Origin of the sequence: Maribacter sp. R77961, assembly GCF_044594925.1 — a bacterium.
In the GTDB taxonomy this organism is placed as follows: Bacteria; Bacteroidota; Bacteroidia; order Flavobacteriales; family Flavobacteriaceae; genus Maribacter.
Map to the genome: position 1 here is coordinate 37,934 of NZ_CP138991.1, position 22,214 is coordinate 60,147.

Genomic DNA, 22,214 nt, shown 5'->3' on the forward strand with positions numbered 1-22,214 from the left:
GTAAATGGCTATAGTTGTAAATATGCCCAGATTAAGCGATACCATGGAAGAAGGTACCGTTGCCACGTGGTTGAAAAATGTCGGGGACAAGGTTGAAGAAGGAGATATATTAGCGGAAATAGAAACTGATAAGGCTACGATGGAGTTTGAGTCCTTTAATGAAGGGACCTTACTTCACATAGGTATAGCCGAAGGCGATACCGCTCCTGTAGATTCGCTACTTGCTATCATAGGTGATGAAGGAGAAGATATTTCCGGTTTGTTAAATAGTGGTGCTACTTCAGAACCGGCGAAGGAAGAGACAACTGCTTCGGAGGAAGTGACTAAGGATGAAGATGTAGCTCAAGAGGCTGCTGAAATTCCTGAAGGTGTTGAGGTGGTTAAAATGCCACGTTTAAGCGATACCATGGAAGAGGGTACGGTTGCAGCTTGGTTAAAAAAAGTGGGTGACACCGTAGAAGAAGGTGATATTCTGGCAGAGATAGAAACGGATAAAGCCACAATGGAGTTTGAGTCTTTTTACTCTGGTACGCTACTGTATGTAGGTATTCAAGAAGGAGAATCCTCTCCTGTTGATGCAGTATTAGCCGTAATAGGACCTGAAGGAACGGATGTAGATGCTGTTTTAAATGCAAAACCCGAAGCTTCAAAATCTGAAACTAATACGGCTGAAAGTAAAAAAGAAGCACCAAAAGAGAAAGTACAAGCTGATTCCGATACGTCTAAAACACCAGTTGCGGACGGCAAGCGGATTTTTGCTTCCCCTTTGGCAAAGAAAATAGCAGAAGATAAAGGAATAGATTTGGCTGCTATTTCCGGTTCTGGGGATAATGGACGAATCGTTAAAAAAGATGTGGAGAATTATCAACCATTACAATCCATTGCTGCACCTGTCGCTCAACAAGCACAAGGGGCTGAGCCAAGCTTAGCGCCTATAAGCTTGCCTGTAGGCGAAGAGGGTTCGGAGGAAGTCAAAAATTCTTCGATGCGTAAGGTAATTGCAAAAGTTTTAGGGCAATCAAAATTCACTGCACCGCACTTTTATCTTACTATCGAGGTAGATATGGACAATGCCAAGGCTTCTAGAGCACAAATAAATAGTCTCCCCGATACCAAGGTTTCATTTAATGATATGGTACTGAAGGCTTGTGCAATGGCTTTAAGAAAGCACCCGCAAGTAAATACTTCTTGGAATGGAGATACGACCCGCTATAACAAACATATCCATATGGGTGTTGCGGTTGCTGTGGATGAAGGTCTAGTTGTGCCAGTAGTGAAGTTCGCTGACCAATTAGGACTTACCCAAATAGGTGCTGCCGTTAAGGATTTGGCAGGCAAGGCAAGGACTAAGAAGATTGCGCCAGCAGAGATGGAAGGTAGTACTTTTACCGTGTCTAATCTTGGAATGTTCGGTATATTAGAATTTACTTCTATTATCAATCAACCCAATTCTGCGATACTTTCAGTCGGCGCTATTGTAGAAAAACCAGTAGTTAAGAATGGAGAAATAGTAGTGGGTAATACCATGAAACTTACACTTGCGTGTGACCATAGAACTGTTGATGGTGCCGTTGGAGCTCAATTTTTACAGACCCTGAGGTATTTTGTAGAAAATCCGGTAACGATGTTGGCTTAAATCAAATTGGTTTTAAAATAATAAAAAGCATCCTCTTTTCAGGATGCTTTTTATCTTTAAATAAATTGGAAAAATGAAAAAATTAATTGTTTTAGTTCAAGTGCTTATTCTATGGGGATGTGGTGCTCAAAACAGAAATGTTACAAACACAATTACTACTAATGAAGGTCCTGCTGGTTTAGTCGGTAAAATTAGTGAAGAAAAAATGGCATCAACCATAGAGGCTAACACCCAAAAAACTTTCGCATCTGCAGAAACAATTGAAAATCTAATGGTGTTTTTGGCATCAGACGATTTAAAAGGTCGGGATTCCGGAAGTGATGGTATTGAGAAGGCGGCTGAGTTTATATCGGATTTTTTTAAAGAAAACAACGTGCAGCCTTATTTTAAAACATACCGGGACACATTAGGTAATTTTGATAAACCCACTTCTAATGTGGTAGGTTATTTAGAAGGTACGGACCCACAATTAAAGAAAGAGTTTATTGTTGTTGGTGCCCACTATGACCATATTGGAATAATGGGTAGCGAAAATGGAGATGTTATTGCCAACGGAGCTAATGATAATGCATCAGGAACTAGTGTAGTATTAGAACTCGCAAGATATTTTGGAGGAAAAAAATCAAACAAAAGGAGTATTTTATTTGCTTTATTTAGTGCTGAAGAAAAAGGGCTTCTTGGTTCTAAACACTTAGCGGAAAAGCTAAAGGGTGAAGCTATTACGCTTTACACGATGCTTAATTTTGAAATGGTCGGGGTTCCAATGGTCAATAAAGACCATTTATTATATGTCACAGGTTATGAACTTTCAAATTTGGCCCAGGTAAGTAATACCTATGCTAATGAAAAATTAGTAGGGTTTTTGCCAAAAGCTAAGGAGTTTAATTTGTTCAAGCGATCGGACAATTATCCGTTTCACAATGTCTTTAATGTGCCGTCACAAACGTATAGTACATTTGACTTTACCAATTTTGAACATTATCATAAAGTTGGCGATGAACTTAACTTAATGGATTTTGAACATATGGCAAGTGTAGTGAACAAGGTGATACCCGTTGTGGAAGGAATAGCGAATGCATCTGTTAAAGAAGTAAAATATAACTAATGGCTAAAATTATAATTACGGGGGCAAGTAGAGGTATTGGTTTTGAGCTAGCACAATTATTTGCGAAAGAAGGCCATGAAGTATTGGCTTTGTCCCGAAACGAGAACCCTATTAAAAGTCTGGGAATAACCAATATTCATACGTTTCCTTTTGATATTGCCAGCGATGCTGATTTATTAAGGCTAAAACAGTTTTTAGCTGCTAATTGGAAAAGCGTAGATGTGTTAATTAATAACGCCGGAAAGTTATTGAATAAACCTTTTCTAGAAACTAGCATGGAAGAATTTAAAGCCGTTTATGATGTAAATGTATTCGGTGTGGCAGCTATTACGCAATTGGTTGTGCCGTTTATGAACAAAAACTCCCATGTAGTAACTGTAAGTTCTATGGGAGGCGTTCAGGGAAGTATGAAATTCCCGGGTCTTTCTGCCTATAGTTCTAGTAAAGCAGCGGTAATTACAATGACCGAGTTGTGGGCCGAAGAATTTAAAGAAGCTGGTCCATCCTTTAATGCGCTTGCCTTGGGTGCCGTGCAAACAGAAATGTTAGAGGAGGCTTTTCCTGGCTATAAAGCGCCAATAACAGCTTTAGAAATGGCAATATATATTAAGGATTTTGCACTAACTGGTAATAAGTTATATAATGGAAAGCTATTACAGGTAAGTAGCAGTACACCATAAGTTAAGGCTTTACATACACTTTATGTATTGTATCTAATTTTGGAAAAAGTTTAATAAAGGCATTTTTATCCGCATACATCAAGTCTAAGGTATCCATTGTAGTGTCTGCATAGCCGGAATATAAGTTTTCTACAACCTCCATGCCGTTTATGACTATTCCAAAAGACGGAAATCCTTTTACATTGTTATAGTTAATCGTATCTAGACGATGATTATCACTAAGGTTAATATAAAGGTCCGTAGTTCTTGTCCTGGGTCCGCCTCTGGCAAAACTTATCGTTCCTTTCGAATTTCCTTGAATAACTTTTTCATCGGGAACTTTTATACTGTTCCAATGATTGTACTGTATACTGTCCGTGCTGCCAAACTGCGCTACAAAACCAGGATTAACGCGGTAAAAGAGTTGGTTGTCAAAATACCGATGCTTTACCAATTGGTAAAACCTATCTGCTGCTTTAGGGGATAAATTCCTCGTTATACTTATATCAAAATTTCCTTTAGAGGTTTCAAAATGTACCGTAAAATTCGATGGCGCTATTGCTGTAGTCCATTTTTTAGAAAATATTTTAGGGGCACAGCTTATAATAATTAGGGCAACTATACCAATAAGATATTTCTTAATAAGAAGCTTTTTGTGATTTTGAAGATATAACTTATTTAAAATAAACCAATAGTATTTTTTCAGGTATTTTTGTTGTCATGGATAACGTCCTTACAAAATATTTACCTGAAAGGGCAGTGCCCGCTTGTCTGGAGCTTATACGATTAAACAATGTTCATCTAAAAATAGTAAATGAGCGTGTTACCCGACATGGTGATTATAGGAGGACGGCAGACGGGCAGCATCTGATTACCGTAAATGCTACATTGAATAAATATCGCTTTCTGATTACACTTGTTCATGAAATTGCACATTTAGTGGCATTTGAAAAATTTGGAAGGCGTATAAAACCTCATGGCTTGGAATGGAAGAAAACATTTCAACATTTAATGCTGCCATTTATCCGGCCGGAAATATTTCCATCGATGCTTTTACCGTTATTAGCTTCACATTTTAGGAATCCAAAGGCAAGCAGCAGCACTGATGCAAGATTATCAATAGCCTTAAAATCTTACGATGAACAACAATCAGAAAAATCTTACGTTTTTGAAATACCATTAGGAAGTATTTTTAGAATGTACAATGGAAAACTCTTTAAAAAAGGAAATAAAAGAATAAAGCGTTATGAATGTGTTGAGGTAGAATCTGGTAAAATGTATCTTTTTCAGCCTAATGCAGAAGTAGAATTAATACATAGTTAAGATGAATAAGAATTATTATGCGGTTTTGATGGCCGGCGGAGTAGGGTCTAGATTTTGGCCAATAAGTACAAGTGAGTATCCTAAGCAGTTCCACGATATGTTGGGTACGGGAAAAACGTTAATTCAAAAAACGTTTGAACGTTTAAACAAGTTCGTTCCCACGGAGAACATCTTAATATTAACCAATGAGCGCTATAATGATTTAGTGCTAGAGCAACTACCAGCTGTAAAACAGGAACAAGTAGTTCTTGAGCCTGCAATGCGTAATACGGCACCGTGTATTCTTTACGCAGCCCTTAAGATTAAAAAGATGAACCCTAACGGTGTTATGATTGTAGCTCCAAGTGATCATTGGATTGAGGATGAACAGGCCTTTGCAGCAGATGTCACTGCTTGCTTTCAAAAATGCGAAAAGGAAGATGTGCTATGTACACTAGGGATTAAACCTACGTTCCCCAATACCGGTTTTGGATATATTGAATATGACAAAACGGATGATAATCAAATTAAAAAGGTAAATCAGTTTAGAGAAAAACCAGATTACGAAACCGCTAAGGATTTCTTATCACAAGGTAATTTTTTGTGGAACGGTGGTATATTTATGTGGAGTGTAAAAACTATTGTAGGAGCTTTTGAGTCCTTTCAGCCCGAGCAGTACCGGTTATTTGATTCAGGTTTTGCATATTACAACACGGATAAAGAGCGTGCCTTCATAGCAGAAAATTACCCAAAGGCCGAAAATATTTCAATTGATTATGCTATTTTAGAGCATAGTAGCTCCATATATGTTTTGGCTGCAACCTTTGATTGGAACGACCTAGGAACTTGGGGTTCCTTATTCGACAAATTGGATAAGGATACGGGCGGCAATGCAGTTGTAAACGCTAAAGTTTTGGCAGAGGATTCCTCTGGAAATATGATTAGGGCGGCGAAAGACAAAATTGTTGTTGTAGATGGCATAAAAGACTACATTATAGTGGATAAGGAAGAAGTGCTTTTAATTTACCCGAAGTCCAAAGAGCAGGACATCAAAAAAGTACTGACCAAGGTCAAGGAAAAGTTTGGAAGTGAACAAGCATAATATATGAGTCAAGACTTTAATCAGGATAATATTACTCCTACCGAAAAACCACAAGAAAGTGGTGAGGAGGTAAAAAAGGACCTTAAAGGTTTAGCGGGTAGTGTAAAGCGTTTTTTATCAGAACTGCTAGATATACGGACCAATACGGACCAGGAAGCTACTAAGGAGGCTATTATTGCGGATATTCCTTTTAAAGGACATACTTCTTGGATTCTTATCTGTTCAATTTTTATTGCATCTATTGGGTTAAATGCTAATTCTACTGCTGTGGTAATTGGAGCAATGCTTATTTCTCCACTGATGGGTCCTATATTGGGTATAGGTCTTTCTATTGGTATCAATGACATTGATACTTTAAAACGGTCCCTTAAGAATTTTGCGGTAATGGTGATATTGAGTGTGTTGACCGCTTTTCTTTTTTTTAAGTTTTTCCCGCTGCGAAATGAGTCGTCAGAGTTATTGGCGAGGACCGCACCGGATATAAGAGATGTATTAATCGCTTTTTTTGGTGGTCTGGCCTTGGTTATCGCAAGGGCTAAAAAAGGAACGATCGCTAGTGTTATTTTTGGTGTGGCCATTGCAACCGCATTGATGCCGCCACTATGTACGGTGGGGTTTGGATTGGCAATCGCCAATTGGGAGTATGCAATGGGAGCGATGTATTTATTCACGATAAATACGATTTTCATCGCCTTGGCAACTTTTTTGATTATAAAGTTATTGCGGTTCCCGATGGTACGCTACGTAAACTCTAAAAGACGTAGGCTTATCGCTAGATTAGCTTCTTTAGTAGCTATAGCCGTAATGATTCCTGCCGGAATTACTTTTTATAGTGTATTTCAAGAATCACTTTTTAGGCGGGAGGCCAACAGTTTTATAAACGAAAAAATTGCACCGTACCAGTTTTCCGGAGAAGGTAGATTTTTAGAGGATTTTACGGATATAGAATTTAATGATGGAGTAGATTCGTCTGTGGAGATAGTTTTTATGGGCAATGAAACCATACCTGATAATATTATTGCCACGTGGAAGAACCAAATGAACGAGTATCCCAAGCTAAAAGGATGTATTCTTAATGTGGTACAGGGTTCAAAAAATGAGGCTGCCAATGAATTAAAGTATGTAAATGAACTATACGAATCCCAGAAGAATCAATTATCGAGTAAAGACGAAAAAATAGCATTGTTAGAATCTGAACTCACTCGTTTGAATAAAGGTACCGCCGGTCAAATACCTTTTGCAGAAATAAGTCTTGAAGCGAAGACCAATTATGAGAATTTATCTAGACTTGGGTATTCTTACCTGATTTCTACCGACTTTACGAAGACGGATACGATACCGGTTTTTGAGGTTACTTGGAAAAAAGAGGCGAAACGTTTTCAAACCGAAAAGGATGCGAAAAAACTTTTCGAATGGCTCAAACTTCGCTTAAAAGACAAGAATATTAAGATGAAAGAGGTAATTAGTGACTAATTTCGCTCTTCAATATACATTTGGCGAACTTTTTTAAAGAGATCGGAGGAGTACACAAAATTGGTTACTGCTTCATTTTCCGTTTTAAATATTTCATGCTTTGTACCTTCCCATTCTTTAAGACCATTTTTAAGGAATAATATTTTCTCCCCTATTTGCATCACGGAATTCATATCGTGCGTGTTTATTACCGTAGTAATATCATACTCTTCCGTAATTTCCTTTATTAAATTGTCAATTAAAATAGCAGTTTTAGGGTCTAATCCAGAATTAGGCTCATCACAAAAAAGATACTTTGGGTTCATAACGATAGCTCTTGCAATAGCGACACGTTTTTGCATTCCCCCGGATATTTCTGAGGGATATTTATGATGTGCATCGATTAAATTCACCCTTTTTAGCACAGTATTTACTCGGTCTTCCATTTCCGAGGAAGACTGTTTGGTGAACATTTCTAATGGAAATTTCACATTTCCTTCAACCGTCATGCTATCAAAAAGCGCACTTCCTTGGAAGACCATACCCATGTCTTGGCGTAGATCTCTCTTTTCATCTTCGCTTAGGTTAGCGTACCGCCTACCATCGTAGACAATAGAACCCTCTTCCGGAATAAAAAGCCCAAGAAGACATTTTAGGAACACTGTTTTTCCCGACCCACTTTGTCCTATGACCAAATTGGTTTTTCCTTTTTCGAAAGTCGTGGTTATTCCTTTTAGAACATGCGCTTCACCAAACGATTTCTGTATGTCATTAACTTCGATCATTAGCCTAAAAGGAGTTGTGTTAATAAATAATTTAAGATAATGATTACCACACTCGTCCACACGAATGCCGTGGTACTCGCCTTACCGACTTCTAAGGCACCACCTTTCATATAGTATCCATGAAAAGAAGGAATTGTGGCTATTATAAATGAAAATATTAAAGTCTTTATAAAGGCATATGCAATATGAAAGGGGACAAAATCTGTTTGAAGTCCAGAAACGAAATCGGCACTTGTTAAAAAGCCGCCGAAAACGCCGGCAATCCATCCGCCAAAAATACCTACGTACATAGAAATGGCAATAGCAAAGGGATAAAAAAGCATGGCAATAATCTTAGGAAAGACTAAGTAATTTAAAGAATTTACACCCATTACTTCAAGGGCGTCTATTTGTTCTGTAACCCGCATCGTGCCGATACTGGAGGTGATGTAAGACCCAACCTTGCCTGCCATTATGATAGACACAAAAGTGGGTGCGAACTCTAAAATAACCGATTGCCTTGTGGCAAATCCTATAAGATTTCTTGGTATAATAGGGTTCGTAAGGTTCAATGCAGTTTGTATGGCAACAACGGCACCTATGAAAAAAGAGATGAAAACAATAATACCTAGAGAACCGTATATAAGCTCGTCTATTTCCTTTAAAATCAGCGATTTCATTATTCTCCATTTAGTAGGTTTTTTAAAAACCTCTCTAACCATAATGGAGTAGCTGCCAATAGACGCTAAGTAGTTCATATATTCAAAATATATTTCTAAACGTAAAAATAAGAATAAAGGACTTGATTTGACTTCCAATTAAACTTTTAAGAAGGATTTTATTTACTTTTACGACTCAATATTTATAGCATGAGCAAAAGAAATTATAGTTCCTTTTTCAGCTTTTTAGTATTTGTTTTCACCGTATTTCAGTCATCAGCACAAAAGAAAAGCAAAATTGCGGACGAAAGTAATCTACGGGTTACTCCGAAATTGGTAGTGGGTATTGTTGTTGATCAAATGCGTTATGATTACCTAACCCGTTTTTACAAAGACTTTGGAGATGAAGGTTTTAAGCGCATGGTGGAAGAAGGTTTTAATTGTAAGAACAACCATTTTAATTATGCGCCAACAAGTACTGGGCCGGGACATACTTCGGTATATACCGGAACTACTCCCGCTACACATGGTATCATTGGAAATAATTGGTATGATAAAGAACAGGACATAGATGTCTACTGTGCATCTGACGAAAGTTATAGTTCGGTAGGTACAGCTACCGATGCTGGGAAAATGTCGCCACATCGCATGATGAGCACTACAATTACTGATGAGTTGCGCCTACACACACAGTTTAGGGGTAAAACAATTGCCATTGCTTTAAAAGATAGAGGCGCAGTGCTTCCGGGAGGTCATACGGCCAACGCGGCCTACTGGTTTCATGGTGCGGATGAGGGAAAATGGATCAGCAGCTCTTACTATATGAAAGCGTTGCCAAAATGGGTGAACGACTTCAATTCTTCTGGAGCGGCGCAGTCTTACAAGAAGCCTTGGAACACCTTAAGGGATATTGCCACGTATACAGAGAGTGGAACGGATAACAATACTTATGAAGGATTGTTTGAAACGGAAACAACACCTACCTTTCCTCATAGTATACCGAACCTATTGGATAAAACTAGGGATTTTGAATTGATTAAAGCTACACCTTATGGCAATAGTATTACCACAGATTTTGCCATTGAAGCTTTGAAAAATGAAAATCTGGGAAAAGACGATATAACTGATTTTTTAGCTATCAGTTTTTCTAGTACCGATTACGTAGGTCATAAGTATGGTGTTAATTCAAAAGAAATTCAAGACACCTATTTACGATTAGACGAAGATTTGGCACGTCTGTTCAAAGCGTTGGACAAAAATGTTGGTGAAGGCGAGTATACCCTATTCTTAACCGCAGACCATGGTGCTATAGAGGTGCCATCTTATTTAAAGGATGTAAAGATACCTGCAGGTCATGTCGATTATGATACCACAAAAGCTAAGTTTTCGGAATTTTTAAAATATAAGTACGGAACAGAAGATATCGTAAAGAATTTTTCAAATCTACAGTTCTTCTTAGATCATAAGATTATAAAGAACTTGGATTTAAATTTAAAGGATGTACAAGAGGAGATAGCAAAGGAATTTCTCGGTTACGATTATGTAGACAGGGTATATACAGGCTATCAAATGTGGCAATACCAGTACACCTCCGGTATACCATACATACTTCAAAATGGCTATAGCCAGAAACGTTCCGGTGATGTACTACTGGTCTTAAAACCTGGCACTATCAGTTACCCTATGACCGGGTCCACACATGGTTCTCCTCAGGTATATGATACACATACGCCATTACTTTTTTACGGAAAAGGGATTAAGAAAGGTAATACTGTAGAACGAACGGAAATACCAGACATAGCACCTACAGTGGCAGCATTATTGGGGATATCTTTTCCAAGTGGTACAACGGGGAAACCTATTGCAGCGGTGTTGCAGTAAAAAATACTATGAGTAATCTTCCTATTGGCATGTTTGATTCGGGCGTAGGTGGTACATCTATATGGAAAGAAATCCATAGCCTTTTGCCTCATGAGCATTTTGTTTATTTGGCAGATAGTAGAAATGCGCCATATGGAGAAAAATCTCCTGATGAGATACTTCGACTAAGTATTAAGAATACCGAATTTCTTCTAAACAAAGGATGTAAACTAATAGTTGTGGCATGTAATACAGCTACCACAAATGCTATTGACTATTTAAGAAATACATACAAAATACCTTTTATCGGTATTGAACCAGCGATAAAACCGGCCGCCTTGAATTCAAAATCCAAACGGGTAGGCGTGTTGGCGACTAAAGGAACTTTGTCCAGTACTTTGTTTCATAGTACTGCTCAAAACCATGCAGAAGGAATAGAAATTATTGAGCAGCAGGGTAAAGGTTTAGTAGAACTTATAGAAAAAGGAGCATTGCATAGTGCTTCCACGAGAGCGCTTCTAAAAGAATTTTTAAAACCGATGATTGCGAAGGATATAGATTATCTTGTACTAGGGTGTACGCACTATCCCTACTTAATCCCTATAATAAAAGAGTTGTTGCCAGAGCATGTAACAATCATAGATTCTGGTGAGGCAGTAGCTAGGCAAACCAAGGCTATTTTGGAAAAATTTGGAAATTTGAATAAAACTCTTGATTTTGGAACGCATCGATTCTACATCAATACGGATGTAAAAGTCTTAGAACCTTTTGTACTAGGGGTCGATGCTCAGAAAGAGGTACGTTTTTTAGATTTTTAGGAATTTAAAATCTTATGATACGTTAAGTACGTAAAAGCATACTTGTGCTTTTCATCTGCTGGATGGTGTTCTTCAATGACAAGTTCCCATAACTTGGTATCTATATTTGGGAAAAATGTGTCCGCCTCAAAAGTTCCATGTACCCGTGTCAGTTCAATTTTATTGGAAAAAGGTAATCCTTGTTCGTAAATCTCACCTCCGCCGATGATAAAAACATTTTCGTTCACAATCAGTTTTAACGCCTCTTCAAGGCTATGAACAATTATACAATCCTCGAAGGGCGTCGTATAATTTTTATCTCTGGTGATAATAATATGAACCCGATTAGGCAATGGTTTCGGAAAACTTTCAAAAGTCTTACGACCCATGATGATTTTATGTCCTGTAGTTAATTTTTTAAAACGCTTAAAATCATCTGGTAGGTGCCACAAAAGGTCGTTATCCTTTCCTAAGGCATTGTTCTCCGCTGCGGCGGCTATCATGGTAATAATGTTCACTAAAATCTATTTATATCGTAATCAAAAGCAATAAACGAGCCAAATAAAAAGGACTATGGCTATCTTTAGGTTAAAGATAATGTAACCTAGGTTAAATGGATAAAATAAGAAAGGAATTTCCAGTAACTAGAAAAAGTATTTATGCGAATACGGCTGTTTACGGGCCTTTATACGATTCGCTAATCGATTGGCGCCAAGAGCACGATTTAGATTTTCTATTACACGGTAGTGAAATGCGAGAAAAATCATTACGTATTTTGTCCGATACACGAAAAACGGTAGGTAAATTTTTCAATTGTAAAAGAGAAAATGTTGCTTTAATCAGTAACTTTTCTACCGGTCTTAATACGTTGTTGGAAGGTCTGCATCCCAAAAAGAAAATTTTGCTTTTGGAAAATGACTATCCTTCGGTGAACTGGTCTTTTGAAAATAGGAATTTTGATATCACCTATCTACAGCCAAGTTCTGCTCTTGAGGAAGAAATAGAAGCAACTATTGCAGCTACAAAAATTGATGTTTTGGCCCTAAGTCTGGTGCAATGGCTAGATGGTTTTCTGATTGATTTGGCTTTTATTAAAAAGTTGAAAACTATTTATCCTAATTTAATAATCATTGCAGATGGGACGCAATTCTGCGGTTCAAGAGCATTTGACTTTGCAACTTCTGGGATAGACGTTTTAGGTGCTAGTGCCTATAAGTGGTTATTAGCAGGTTACGGTAATGGTTTTATGCTATTTTCGGATCAAGTTAAAGAGGTGTTTGAGTTGTCTACTATTGGTTTTAATGCAGCTAATGGTGATTTTGATAAAAGGGATTCCATACGTTTTGCAAAGAAATTTGAGCCAGGGCATTTATCCTGTTTAAACTTTGGAAGTTTAAAATTTTCAATGGATTTTTTACAGAACATAGGAATGGACAAAATTTCTGAACACAACCGTTTGCTATCTGAAAAAGCAAAACGAGAGTTTAATTCCCTTGGATTACTTGAGGATGGAATTATGGAACGAAAAGCACACAGTACTATTTTTAACATTAAGGCAAATACCAATATTTTTAATAAATTATTAGATAATGATGTGCTCTGTGCGCAACGTGGTGATGGTATTAGGCTTAGTTTTCATTTCTACAATACAGAAAAAGAGGTAGATGCTATTGTAAGAATCTTAAAGACAGCCTTGTAGCTATTATCTACTTCTAAATTTTAGAAGGTTTTTTTTGTGATTGATGTTAAATGTTACTAAAATTTTATGAAAATGATAAAAGTGATATTAGTCATTGTAAACGAGCATCTTAATGCAGTAGTTTTGCCGTATATATTAAAAACGAATTACCATGGCAATTGCAAAACAATATTTAAAAACAAAGCCAGTATGTAAGGTAACTTTTACCGTACCTGCTGAAGAAGCAAAAAAAGTAGCTGTAGTTGGAGATTTCAATAATTGGAGCCCAAAAGGTAGCACATTAAAAAAATTGAAAAACGGAACTTTTAAAGGAACGTTTGACCTTCCAAAAGAAAATTCTTTTGAGTTTAAGTACATCGTTGATGGTGCTTATGTAAATGAAACAGAAGCTGATCGTTATCAGTGGAATGATTATGCAGGTTCAGAGAACGCTGTTCTGGAATTATAGTATAGTCAATTTAGACAGGTAAAAAGGCATGGATTTATCCATGCCTTTTTTTATTTTAAAACCGTTATGGGTTATTATTTTTCAACCGTAACACCTTTCCAAAAAGCTACCCTACCTTTGATGCCTTTTGCCAATTCGCTTACTTCTGGGTAATACCAAGCCGCATCTGGGTTTTGTTTTCCGTCTACTTCTAGGGTATAATAAGAGGCCTTGCCTTTCCAAGGACAAGACGTATGGGTGTCACTACTTTTAAAGAATTCTTTTTTAATGCTTTCCGCTGGGAAGTAGTGATTGTTCTCCACTACCAGTGTATCATCACTTTCTGCAATTACGGTATTGTTCCAAATAGCTTTCATAGCGTTTATTTTAGTTGTTAAATAGATTTTTTAAAAAGGTAATTTTTATAATAGTTCTTTGAGTCGGTAAATTCGGTGATAACTTGCAGCCCTGATTTTTTTGCTAACCATTGAACCGTTTTGTCATCATATTTTTGAGAAATCTCTGTGTGGATGGTTTCCCAAGCTTCAAAGGAAATATCAAGATTTAAATCGGATATGCGTACCTTTTGGTTTTCCTTTGATACCAAAAAGCTTTTTGCAGTGCCGGTCTCTGGGTCATATACTTCCCAATGGATAAAGTTATCTAGATTAAAATCGGCATGTAATTCCCTATTGATACGTACTAATAAGTTTTTGTTGAAAGCTGCCGTTATTCCACTTTGGTCATTGTAAGCGTCGAGTATCGTTTGCGGGTTCTTCTTTTGGTCAAAACCTATAAATAATAGGTCGTTCGGTTGCATATAACCTTTTACTTTGGATAGAAAGTCAATGGCCTGCTCATGTAATAAATTACCAATATTAGAGCCTAGGAATAGAATTACTTTTCTTTCCCCGGAACTAAAATGAAGAGTTTCCAAGGTTTCAAAGTAAGTTCCTTGTAACGGTTCCGTTTTAAGTTGTGGTATTTCCCGTAGTAAATTCTGTTTCAAGGAATCTAGGGCATTCTGGCTAATATCTATGGGCTTAAAGGTGAAATCGATATTTTTTTCAGTAAAATGACGGAGCAATATCTTTGTTTTTTTACCATCACCAGCACCCATTTCAATAAGATGGAAAAAACTATTTCCATTGGAAAAATAGGACGCTATAGCCTCCTTGTGTTTCTCTAAAATAGAAAATTCGGTGTCCGTAAGATAATACGACGGCATAGCCATGATATCTTGAAAAAGTTTGTCCCCTGCCTTGTCGTAAATATACTTAGAGGATAAATACTTTGGATAAGCTGTAAGACCTTGGTAAACCTCTTTTTTAAATGAAGAGGTAAACTTTGGTGCTGTTTCGTCCTGCATAGATGCTATGTCGTAATTATTTGGCTAACCTTAAACCGGTAAATTGCCATCTTAAATTTGTTTGAAAAAAGTTGCGATAGGTAGGTCTAGCATGGTTCTTTGGGGTAGCTACAGAACTACCTCTTAATACCTTTTGGTTTACCATAAACTTACCGTTGTATTCGCCTAAAGCCCCATCTGCTTTTTGATACTTAGGATAGGGAAGGTAGGCACTTTCGGTCCATTCCCAACGTTGTCCCCATGGAAAAAGGTGTTGCGCCGCTTCCCATTCAAATTCAGTAGGAAGTCTACAGTCCTTCCACTGCGCATAGGCGAAAGCTTCAAAATAAGAAATATGGGTCAGGGGTTCGGCTAAGGCTATTTCTTTTAAACCGTCTAAAGTGTAATGGAGCCATTGACCATCAATTTTGTGCCAGTATAAAGGCGCACTAATAGCTTCTTTGTTCACCCAATCCCACCCTTCTGCATGCCAAAGGTCAAATCTTTGGTAGCCTCCAGCTTCAATGAACGCAATATATTCTCCGTTGGTCACCAATTTATTTGATATGGAATAGGGGTTGAGATAAACTTTATGCCTTCCTAGTTCGTTATCGTAACAAAAATCGTCAGTAGTATGACCTATTTCATAAATTCCTTCGGTTATGCTTATCCATTCTTTAGTATGGGTTTCAGCGGCATGTTCTTTAAATGCGCTGCTATAGGAAGGAAGTAGCGGATTGTTCCCTAAAATAAATTTAATATCCGTTAACAGTAATTCTTGATGTTGTTTTTCGTGATGGATACCTATTTCAAGTACTTGATGCAGTGTTTTGTTTTCTACTTTCTCCAGAAAAGCCTGGAGTGCTGAGGTTACATATTTTCGGTAGTTGTAAACCTCTTGTACAGAAGGTCTAGACATATTACCTCTATCCGCTCTAACAACTCTCTTGCCTACAGTTTCATAATAACTGTTGAAAACGAAAGAAAAATCAGCATTATAGATTTTATAATCTGGTTGAAATACTTTAAGGATAAATTCCTCAAAAAACCAGGTAGTGTGCCCTAAATGCCATTTTGGTGGGGATACGTCCACAATGGGTTGCACTACGTAATCTTCGGTCTCAAGCGGAAGACAAATAGTTTCTGTGTACTTTCGGGTCTCTATAAAAAGGTCCAAAAGCGAATCGGTAAGTACCATGAAAACAATTTTCTATAAAGATAAAGAAAATACAGTTTTGACTATTGCTGTAAAAGATAAATAGATTGCTATTATACCGCCACGGCAGCCTTAATATGAGGATGTGGGTTGTAGTCTACCAGTGTGAAATCTTCGAATTTAAAATCAAAAATATTCTTAACTTCTTGGTTGATTACCATTTTAGGCAAAGGCCTTGGTTCTCTACTCAATTGTAGTTCAACCTGATCCATATGGTTATTGTAGATATGGGCATCGCCAAAAGTATGAATAAAATCTCCGGCTTCATAGCCACAAACTTGAGCCATCATCATGGTGAATAATGCATAGGAGGCGATATTGAACGGTACACCTAAGAAAATATCTGCGCTTCGCTGGTATAGCTGACAAGATAATTTGCCATCGGCTACATAAAATTGAAAAAAAGCATGGCAGGGAGGTAACGCAGCTTTGTTGTTCGCTACATTTTCAGCGAATGATTTTGATGTGTCTGGAAGCACACTGGGATTCCAAGCAGATACTAACATTCTTCTGCTGTTCGGATTGGTTTTGAGAGAATGAATGACTTCCTTGATTTGGTCAATTTCATCATCGTTCCAATTACGCCATTGGTGTCCGTATACAGGACCCAAGTCACCATTTTCATCAGCCCACTCGTTCCATATTCTAACCCCGTTTTCCTTCAAATATGTAATATTGGTGTCGCCTTTTAAAAACCAAAGAAGTTCGTAAATAATAGACTTTAAATGTAGTTTTTTGGTGGTTACCATTGGGAAGCCTTTACTAAGGTCAAATCGCATTTGATAGCCGAAAACACTTTTGGTTCCTGTTCCCGTGCGATCACCTTTCTGGTTTCCTTCCGCTAGTACATGTTGAAGTAGATTGTGATATTGTTTCATAAGCCCCTCTTCCGTCTCCCCAAAGGGGAGAAACTTTTGGTTAAAGATGTATACTAATTATAAGAAGTTAAATATAAGAATATGGAGTTCTGAAAGTACTAAAAAAACACATCAGTTATAAATAATTATTAACCAAAAGAAACAGCGTTCCCCCTTTGGGGGTTAGGGGGCTTTTACCCCAAAATCATTCCAGCAATGGTAGCTGAGAGTAAAGAGGCTAATGAACCGCCTAAAACGGCTTTCATTCCAAATTCTGAGAGCGTTTTTCTTTGACTTGGGGCAAGTGAGCCTATGCCGCCAATCTGTATTCCTATTGAGGCAAAGTTGGCAAAACCGCAAAGCATATAGGTTGCCATTATAATTGATTTGTTGAATTTAAGATGTGGTGAGCTGGTCATGTCCTTCAATTCCGCTAATTGGATATAACCTACAAATTCGCTAGCGGCTAATTTAATCCCAAGTAATTGTCCCATCAGCATGATATCTTCTTTGGCAATGCCTATTAACCACATTAATGGGGCGAATATGGTGCCCAAAATAGCTTCCAAAGAAAACTTTTGATACGAGGTGTTCTCTGCGATCCAACCATTAAGATTTGTGAAATCTCCTGCCCATTCTAAAATACCGTTTACCATGGCGATTATTGCCACGAAAACCAAGAGCATGGCACCAACATTAACTGCCAATTTTAAACCTTCTGTTGTGCCATTGGCGATTGCATCCAGTAGATTGGAGCCAATTTTTTCTGAAGATACACTTACGTCCGTATTAACGGCCTCTGTCTGTGGGTACAGCATTTTGGAAATTACAATAGCACCGGGTGCAGCCATAACGGAAGCTGCTAAAAGATGTTTGGCAAATAGTAATTGTAGTGTTTCATCCTGGCCTCCTAAAAACCCAATATACGCTGCTAAAACTGCACCTGCAACGGTAGCCATACCACCGATCATGACTAAGAGAATCTCTGATTTGGTCATTTTCTCCAGATAAGCTTTTATCAGCAATGGAGCTTCTGTTTGGCCTAAGAAAATATTACCAGCGACAGAAAGACTTTCCGCTCCTGAGATACCCAGACTTTTAGATAGTAACCAGGCGAGCCACTTAACGACCTTCTGTATTATTCCTAAATAAAAAAGAAGGGAAGTTAACGCGGAGAAGAAAATTATGGTAGGTAATACCTGAAAAGCGAAAATGTAACCAAAGGTACCTGTATCGACTACAAGTCCTTCAAAAAGAAATTTACTGCCAGCACGTGTAAATTCTAAAATGCTAACGAATATTTTACCGATTTGTTCAAATACCAATTGTACAAAGGGTACCTTAAGTACTCCGATGGCAATTAAAAGCTGGAGGCAGAGCCCAATACCTACGGTTCTCCAATTTATAGCCCTGCGATTAGCGCTAAAGATAAATGCAAAGAAGAGTAAGACTATCATACCCAAAACGCCCCGCCATAGACTATTTATAGAAAAACCTTCACTAGGAATAGCAGTATTTAAAGCATTTGATGCCACATCGTGTACTATGTTGGTTTCCACGGTATTGTCAATCGATTGAACCTCTGGTTCGGTAGTTTGAGAAAAAAGGCTAAGTGTTACAAGTAAGAATGATGCGATAAGCAACCAAGTACCTTTCTTCATAGATCGGGATTTGTCCATTAATTTCTTTTGGATATTTCATCCCTTAGCTTCGCAGCTTTTTCGTAGTCTTCGTTAGCCACTGCCTTAGCCAGTTCTTTTTCAAGTTCTTCTATGTTCAGTTCTGTGTAACCATCCGTAGCGCCAGAATCTATAGAAATAGTTTCACCTTCTTGAAGTATTTCATCTACCATGATACTATCATCACTATCTTTCTTGTCACCATCTTTAGGTGAGAACTTCAGAAAAATGCCAGCTTTGTCTAGAATGGTCTTATAGGTAAAAATAGGTGCGTTAAAACGAAGTGCTAAAGCGATCGCATCACTGGTTCTTGCGTCAATAATTTCTTCTATACCGTCTCGTTCACAAATAATACTGGAATAAAAAACACCATCTACCAGCTTATGGATGATAACTTGTTTTACGACAATTTCAAACCTATCGGAAAAATTCTTAAAAAGGTCATGGGTAAGGGGTCTGGGTGGTTTTATTTCTTTCTCCAAGGCTATGGCAATGGATTGTGCTTCAAAAGCCCCTATGACAATGGGTAATTTTCGGTCTCCCTCAACTTCGTTCAATATAAGGGCGTATGCGCCATTTTGCGTTTGGCTATAGGAAATGCCCTTAATTTTCAATCGTACTAGACTCATCGGATAGTTTAAAATAAAAAAGGCTGTTCAGATACTTGGGGACTCCAATTATTTGAACAGCCCTTTCGGGGCACAAATTAACAAAATTTAGCTGTTTTGCGCTTTAAAATCCTTTAATTTTTCTATGAGTTGTGGCACTACTTCAAAAGCATCACCTACGATACCGTAATCTGCGGCCTTAAAAAACGGAGCTTCGGGGTCCGTATTAATAACAACCTTTGTTTTTGATGAGCTTACGCCTGCTAGGTGTTGTATGGCTCCGGAGATTCCAATAGCGATATAAAGATTACTGGCAACTGGTTTTCCTGTTTGTCCAACGTGCTCTCCATGCGGCCTCCAACCTAAATCGGAAACCGGTTTTGAACATGCTGTGGCGGCACCAAGGATGTCGGCTAATTCTTCAACCATTCCCCAATTTTCTGGACCTTTTAGACCTCTTCCTGCGGATACGACAATATCGGCATCGGCAATTGTGGCTTTTCCAACAACCTTGTCTATCTCCGTCGATTTCGTGTTAAATGCATTATCGGATAAGGCTACGGTAAAATCTTCAATAGTGGCTGTGACCTTATTTTCAATAGCTCCAAAAGCATTGTTGGAAACACCCACTAACTTATTTTCAGAATTTATGGCCGTATGGGCAAAACCCTTATTGCTAAATACAGTCCTTTTTACGATAAAGGGGCTTGTACTTTCTGGAGCGTCAACAACATTTGGCACGTAACCGGCATCCAAAGAGGCCGCTAAAAGTGGTGCCATAAATTTGGTGTCCGCACTGGAGCTTACGATTGTTATGGTCGCGGACTCGTTTTTAACCGCACTGGCAACAACTTCGGCATAAGCCTTGGCGTTAAAAGTACTAAGCGTATCGCTTGTAACGTTCAAGACCTTGGTGATGCCATAATCTCCTAAAAGTTCGTTTTCTTTACAGTTAATGGATACTGCAGTGGCGGATGTTCCTAATTGTTTCGCAACTTCGGCGGCGTAAGACGCTACTTCAAACGCATTTTTCTTCAATTTTCCGTTTTCGGATTCTGTATATACTACGACTGACATTCTTTCTTTCTTTTTAAGTTTACTTCCTATATTACCTTTGCTTCATTGTGAAGAAGGCTTACCAATTCGTCCACATCATTTGCAAGTTTTACAGCTCCCTTTGGTGCAGGTTTGTCAAACTTTTTGTCTTCGGTTGTTTTAACGGTCTCAACAGGTTCTACAACAGATAATTTTTTCTGACGTGCCTGCATAATGCCTCTCATGTTGGGGATGCGTAAATCACTTTCTTCAACAAGACCTTTTTGTCCCCCAATTACTAAAGGAAGGCTGGTGCTTAAGGTTTCTTTGCCACCATCAATTTCCCTTGTTGCTGTAGCATTGGTACCGTCTACTTCAAGTTGCACGCAAGTGTTTACGAAATTCATATCCAATAACGAAGCTAATATACCAGGTACCATTCCGCCATTATAGTCAATAGATTCTCTTCCACCTATTATCAAATCATATGCTCCATTCTTAACAACATTTGCAAGTTGTTGCGCAACAAAAAAACCATCGGTAGGTTCTGCATTTATGCGTATAGCTTCATCAGCTCCAATGGCTAAAGCTTTACGCATTGTAGGTTCTACATTGGCACCTCCAACCGTAGCAACATGTACCGAGGCACCTTGTTTTTCTTTGAACCACATTGCTCTGGTCAATCCAAATTCGTCGTTTGGGTTGATTACGAATTGAACCCCGTTCGTATCAAATTCAGTATCACCTTCGGTAAAATTTATCTTTGAAGTAGTGTCAGGAACATTACTTATGCAAACTAGTATTTTCATTTATGAAATTCTTTTAAAATGATGGGAACGAAGATAGCTAATAATTTCTGAATTTACTATGCATGCATAGTAAATTTTATAACTTTTTTTGATTCCAGCATTCATTAAATTGATATATAATTTGCTATTTTTGCTTGCTTTCACACGAATAGAATTGATTAATTATCCATAAACATGAAAACACTACAGTTTAGAGAGGCTATCGCCGAAGCCATGTCAGAAGAGATGAGACGAGATGAATCCATTTATTTGATGGGTGAGGAGGTTGCTGAATATAACGGTGCCTATAAAGCTTCTAAGGGTATGTTGGATGAATTTGGAGAAAAAAGGGTTATTGATACACCCATCTCTGAATTAGGTTTTGCTGGTGTGGCCGTTGGCTCCACAATGACAGGAAATAGGCCTATAGTCGAATTTATGACATTTAACTTTGCTTTGGTCGGTATAGACCAAATTATAAATAATGCGGCTAAGATTAGACAAATGTCCGGAGGACAATTTCCTTGTCCTATTGTTTTTAGAGGACCTACAGCTTCAGCGGGCCAATTGGCCGCTACACATTCACAAGCATTTGAAAGTTGGTATGCCAACTGTCCTGGTCTTAAGGTAGTGGTGCCATCTAATCCGGCAGATGCTAAAGGACTTTTAAAGGCGGCAATTAGAGATGACGATCCAGTGATTTTTATGGAATCGGAACAGATGTACGGAGATAAGGGAGAGGTCCCTGAAGGAGAGTTCACCATTCCTTTAGGTGTAGCTGACATACGAAGAGCGGGTAATGATGTGACTATTGTATCTTTTGGTAAGATTATAAAGGAAGCGGATAAAGCTGCCGACGAGTTAGAAAAGGAAGGTATTAGTTGTGAAATTATAGATTTACGTACGGTAAAACCGATGGATTACGAAGCAATTTTAAAGTCTGTAAAGAAAACCAATCGTTTGGTAGTATTAGAGGAAGCTTGGCCTTTTGGTAATGTTGCAACGGAAATTACCTATCATATTCAGGCTCATGCCTTTGATTATTTGGATGCTCCCATAGTTAAAATTAATACTGCGGATACACCCGCTCCTTATTCACCTGTATTGTTGGAAGAGTGGTTGCCAAACCATAAGGATGTGGTTAAAGCAGTAAAAAAGGTATTATATAAATAATAATCATACTTTGTAAAAGTATCTTAGCTTCTTCGACCAAGGTCAAAG

23 protein-coding genes are annotated in these 22,214 nt (G+C 38.0%); 11 read left to right on the forward strand and 12 right to left on the reverse strand.

Features of this window, described 5'->3' with window-relative positions:
• Window positions 1-4: 4 nt before the first annotated feature.
• The 3 genes from SJY09_RS00145 (at window position 5) to SJY09_RS00155 (ending at window position 3,421) form a co-directional block, all read left to right on the forward strand.
• Window positions 5-1,636, forward strand: coding sequence for a 2-oxo acid dehydrogenase subunit E2 (locus SJY09_RS00145; protein WP_396636955.1), 1,632 nt, complete (start codon window positions 5-7; stop codon window positions 1,634-1,636).
• A 73-nt stretch (window positions 1,637-1,709) separates the two neighbouring features.
• Window positions 1,710-2,741, forward strand: coding sequence for a M28 family metallopeptidase (locus SJY09_RS00150; RefSeq protein WP_396636956.1), 1,032 nt, complete (start codon window positions 1,710-1,712; stop codon window positions 2,739-2,741).
• Window positions 2,741-3,421 (forward strand): SDR family NAD(P)-dependent oxidoreductase, encoded by a 681-nt coding sequence (locus SJY09_RS00155; protein WP_396636957.1) that lies wholly within the window; start codon window positions 2,741-2,743, stop codon window positions 3,419-3,421. Before SJY09_RS00150 ends, SJY09_RS00155 begins: the two co-directional genes overlap by 1 nt.
• Before the next feature lies 1 nt (window position 3,422).
• On the opposite strand, the gene SJY09_RS00160 is transcribed toward SJY09_RS00155, so the two are convergent.
• Window positions 3,423-4,106, reverse strand: a complete 684-nt coding sequence (locus SJY09_RS00160) for a peptidylprolyl isomerase (RefSeq protein WP_396638573.1) — start codon at window positions 4,104-4,106, stop codon at window positions 3,423-3,425.
• A gap of 14 nt (window positions 4,107-4,120) precedes the next feature.
• Between SJY09_RS00160 and SJY09_RS00165 the strand changes: the two genes are divergently transcribed.
• The 3 genes from SJY09_RS00165 to SJY09_RS00175 are packed head-to-tail and all read left to right on the forward strand — an operon-like array spanning window position 4,121 to window position 7,277.
• Entirely contained in the window at window positions 4,121-4,723 is a 603-nt protein-coding gene (locus tag SJY09_RS00165; RefSeq protein WP_396636958.1) for a SprT-like domain-containing protein, read from the forward strand.
• A gap of 1 nt (window position 4,724) precedes the next feature.
• On the forward strand, window positions 4,725-5,804 hold the full coding sequence (locus tag SJY09_RS00170) for a mannose-1-phosphate guanylyltransferase (protein WP_396636959.1): 1,080 nt from the start codon (window positions 4,725-4,727) through the stop codon (window positions 5,802-5,804).
• A 3-nt stretch (window positions 5,805-5,807) separates the two neighbouring features.
• Window positions 5,808-7,277, forward strand: a complete 1,470-nt coding sequence (locus SJY09_RS00175; protein ID WP_396636960.1) for a DUF389 domain-containing protein — start codon at window positions 5,808-5,810, stop codon at window positions 7,275-7,277.
• Here SJY09_RS00175 and SJY09_RS00180 read toward each other — a convergent pair.
• A complete protein-coding gene (locus SJY09_RS00180; protein ID WP_396636961.1) occupies window positions 7,274-8,041 on the reverse strand; it encodes an ABC transporter ATP-binding protein in 768 nt (255 codons plus the stop codon). The genes SJY09_RS00175 and SJY09_RS00180 overlap by 4 nt on opposite strands.
• Window positions 8,041-8,778: an MlaE family ABC transporter permease gene (locus tag SJY09_RS00185; protein ID WP_396636962.1), complete on the reverse strand. Its 738-nt coding sequence runs from the start codon at window positions 8,776-8,778 to the stop codon at window positions 8,041-8,043. Before SJY09_RS00185 ends, SJY09_RS00180 begins: the two co-directional genes overlap by 1 nt.
• A gap of 111 nt (window positions 8,779-8,889) precedes the next feature.
• Between SJY09_RS00185 and pafA the strand changes: the two genes are divergently transcribed.
• Window positions 8,890-10,560, forward strand: coding sequence for an alkaline phosphatase PafA (gene pafA / locus SJY09_RS00190; RefSeq protein WP_396636963.1), 1,671 nt, complete (start codon window positions 8,890-8,892; stop codon window positions 10,558-10,560).
• An 8-nt stretch (window positions 10,561-10,568) separates the two neighbouring features.
• Window positions 10,569-11,357 carry a glutamate racemase gene (gene murI, locus SJY09_RS00195; protein ID WP_396636964.1) on the forward strand — a complete coding sequence of 263 codons (789 nt, stop codon included), beginning with the start codon at window positions 10,569-10,571 and terminating at the stop codon, window positions 11,355-11,357.
• Here murI and SJY09_RS00200 read toward each other — a convergent pair.
• Window positions 11,354-11,839, reverse strand: a complete 486-nt coding sequence (locus SJY09_RS00200; protein WP_396638574.1) for a dihydrofolate reductase — start codon at window positions 11,837-11,839, stop codon at window positions 11,354-11,356. The genes murI and SJY09_RS00200 overlap by 4 nt on opposite strands.
• A 110-nt stretch (window positions 11,840-11,949) precedes the next feature.
• Between SJY09_RS00200 and SJY09_RS00205 the strand changes: the two genes are divergently transcribed.
• Together SJY09_RS00205 and SJY09_RS00210 are read left to right on the forward strand one after the other, a co-directional pair.
• Window positions 11,950-13,035 (forward strand): aminotransferase class V-fold PLP-dependent enzyme, encoded by a 1,086-nt coding sequence (locus SJY09_RS00205; RefSeq protein ID WP_396636965.1) that lies wholly within the window; start codon window positions 11,950-11,952, stop codon window positions 13,033-13,035.
• A gap of 151 nt (window positions 13,036-13,186) precedes the next feature.
• A complete protein-coding gene (locus SJY09_RS00210; protein ID WP_396636966.1) occupies window positions 13,187-13,483 on the forward strand; it encodes an isoamylase early set domain-containing protein in 297 nt (98 codons plus the stop codon).
• Window positions 13,484-13,557: 74 nt separating this feature from the next.
• On the opposite strand, the gene SJY09_RS00215 is transcribed toward SJY09_RS00210, so the two are convergent.
• The 8 genes from SJY09_RS00215 to SJY09_RS00250 all read right to left on the reverse strand — a co-directional run bounded on the left by SJY09_RS00215 (window position 13,558) and on the right by SJY09_RS00250 (window position 21,014).
• Window positions 13,558-13,839, reverse strand: coding sequence for a DUF427 domain-containing protein (locus SJY09_RS00215; protein WP_396636967.1), 282 nt, complete (start codon window positions 13,837-13,839; stop codon window positions 13,558-13,560).
• A 17-nt stretch (window positions 13,840-13,856) separates the two neighbouring features.
• Window positions 13,857-14,831: an L-histidine N(alpha)-methyltransferase gene (gene egtD / locus SJY09_RS00220; protein ID WP_396636968.1), complete on the reverse strand. Its 975-nt coding sequence runs from the start codon at window positions 14,829-14,831 to the stop codon at window positions 13,857-13,859.
• 16 nt (window positions 14,832-14,847) lie between these two features.
• On the reverse strand, window positions 14,848-16,008 hold the full coding sequence (gene egtB, locus SJY09_RS00225; protein ID WP_396636969.1) for an ergothioneine biosynthesis protein EgtB: 1,161 nt from the start codon (window positions 16,006-16,008) through the stop codon (window positions 14,848-14,850).
• Between the two features lie 71 nt (window positions 16,009-16,079).
• Complete coding sequence (locus tag SJY09_RS00230; RefSeq protein ID WP_396636970.1) at window positions 16,080-16,904, reverse strand: thymidylate synthase; 825 nt, start codon at window positions 16,902-16,904, stop codon at window positions 16,080-16,082.
• Window positions 16,905-17,077: 173 nt separating this feature from the next.
• On the reverse strand, window positions 17,078-18,544 hold the full coding sequence (locus SJY09_RS00235) for a NupC/NupG family nucleoside CNT transporter (protein ID WP_396636971.1): 1,467 nt from the start codon (window positions 18,542-18,544) through the stop codon (window positions 17,078-17,080).
• 17 nt (window positions 18,545-18,561) lie between these two features.
• Window positions 18,562-19,191, reverse strand: a complete 630-nt coding sequence (locus SJY09_RS00240; RefSeq protein WP_396636972.1) for a bifunctional nuclease domain-containing protein — start codon at window positions 19,189-19,191, stop codon at window positions 18,562-18,564.
• 87 nt (window positions 19,192-19,278) lie between these two features.
• The gene (locus tag SJY09_RS00245) at window positions 19,279-20,247 is read right to left on the reverse strand and encodes an electron transfer flavoprotein subunit alpha/FixB family protein (RefSeq protein ID WP_396636973.1); all 969 of its coding nucleotides are present in this window, start codon (window positions 20,245-20,247) and stop codon (window positions 19,279-19,281) included.
• A gap of 26 nt (window positions 20,248-20,273) precedes the next feature.
• Window positions 20,274-21,014, reverse strand: a complete 741-nt coding sequence (locus SJY09_RS00250; RefSeq protein ID WP_396636974.1) for an electron transfer flavoprotein subunit beta/FixA family protein — start codon at window positions 21,012-21,014, stop codon at window positions 20,274-20,276.
• Window positions 21,015-21,188: 174 nt separating this feature from the next.
• Between SJY09_RS00250 and SJY09_RS00255 the strand changes: the two genes are divergently transcribed.
• Window positions 21,189-22,166: a pyruvate dehydrogenase complex E1 component subunit beta gene (locus tag SJY09_RS00255; protein WP_396636975.1), complete on the forward strand. Its 978-nt coding sequence runs from the start codon at window positions 21,189-21,191 to the stop codon at window positions 22,164-22,166.
• The last annotated feature ends 48 nt before the right edge of the window (window positions 22,167-22,214 follow it).

Excerpts from the sequence above, each read along its gene's own strand:
- SJY09_RS00250 (WP_396636974.1), bottom strand. The coding sequence starts at position 21,014 with ATGAAAATACTAGTTTGCATAAGTAATGTTCCTGACACTACTTCAAAG.
- SJY09_RS00165 (WP_396636958.1), top strand. The coding sequence starts at position 4,121 with ATGGATAACGTCCTTACAAAATATTTACCTGAAAGGGCAGTGCCCGCT.
- SJY09_RS00205 (WP_396636965.1), top strand. The coding sequence starts at position 11,950 with ATGGATAAAATAAGAAAGGAATTTCCAGTAACTAGAAAAAGTATTTAT.
- SJY09_RS00245 (WP_396636973.1), bottom strand. The coding sequence starts at position 20,247 with ATGTCAGTCGTAGTATATACAGAATCCGAAAACGGAAAATTGAAGAAA.
- egtB (WP_396636969.1), bottom strand. The coding sequence starts at position 16,008 with ATGGTACTTACCGATTCGCTTTTGGACCTTTTTATAGAGACCCGAAAG.
- SJY09_RS00240 (WP_396636972.1), bottom strand. The coding sequence starts at position 19,191 with ATGAGTCTAGTACGATTGAAAATTAAGGGCATTTCCTATAGCCAAACG.
- murI (WP_396636964.1), top strand. The coding sequence starts at position 10,569 with ATGAGTAATCTTCCTATTGGCATGTTTGATTCGGGCGTAGGTGGTACA.
- SJY09_RS00255 (WP_396636975.1), top strand. The coding sequence starts at position 21,189 with ATGAAAACACTACAGTTTAGAGAGGCTATCGCCGAAGCCATGTCAGAA.
- SJY09_RS00235 (WP_396636971.1), bottom strand. The coding sequence starts at position 18,544 with ATGAAGAAAGGTACTTGGTTGCTTATCGCATCATTCTTACTTGTAACA.
- SJY09_RS00210 (WP_396636966.1), top strand. The coding sequence starts at position 13,187 with ATGGCAATTGCAAAACAATATTTAAAAACAAAGCCAGTATGTAAGGTA.
- SJY09_RS00200 (WP_396638574.1), bottom strand. The coding sequence starts at position 11,839 with ATGATAGCCGCCGCAGCGGAGAACAATGCCTTAGGAAAGGATAACGAC.
- egtD (WP_396636968.1), bottom strand. The coding sequence starts at position 14,831 with ATGCAGGACGAAACAGCACCAAAGTTTACCTCTTCATTTAAAAAAGAG.
- SJY09_RS00145 (WP_396636955.1), top strand. The coding sequence starts at position 5 with ATGGCTATAGTTGTAAATATGCCCAGATTAAGCGATACCATGGAAGAA.
- SJY09_RS00175 (WP_396636960.1), top strand. The coding sequence starts at position 5,808 with ATGAGTCAAGACTTTAATCAGGATAATATTACTCCTACCGAAAAACCA.
- pafA (WP_396636963.1), top strand. The coding sequence starts at position 8,890 with ATGAGCAAAAGAAATTATAGTTCCTTTTTCAGCTTTTTAGTATTTGTT.
- SJY09_RS00185 (WP_396636962.1), bottom strand. The coding sequence starts at position 8,778 with ATGAACTACTTAGCGTCTATTGGCAGCTACTCCATTATGGTTAGAGAG.
- SJY09_RS00230 (WP_396636970.1), bottom strand. The coding sequence starts at position 16,904 with ATGAAACAATATCACAATCTACTTCAACATGTACTAGCGGAAGGAAAC.
- SJY09_RS00215 (WP_396636967.1), bottom strand. The coding sequence starts at position 13,839 with ATGAAAGCTATTTGGAACAATACCGTAATTGCAGAAAGTGATGATACA.
- SJY09_RS00155 (WP_396636957.1), top strand. The coding sequence starts at position 2,741 with ATGGCTAAAATTATAATTACGGGGGCAAGTAGAGGTATTGGTTTTGAG.
- SJY09_RS00170 (WP_396636959.1), top strand. The coding sequence starts at position 4,725 with ATGAATAAGAATTATTATGCGGTTTTGATGGCCGGCGGAGTAGGGTCT.
- SJY09_RS00180 (WP_396636961.1), bottom strand. The coding sequence starts at position 8,041 with ATGATCGAAGTTAATGACATACAGAAATCGTTTGGTGAAGCGCATGTT.
- SJY09_RS00150 (WP_396636956.1), top strand. The coding sequence starts at position 1,710 with ATGAAAAAATTAATTGTTTTAGTTCAAGTGCTTATTCTATGGGGATGT.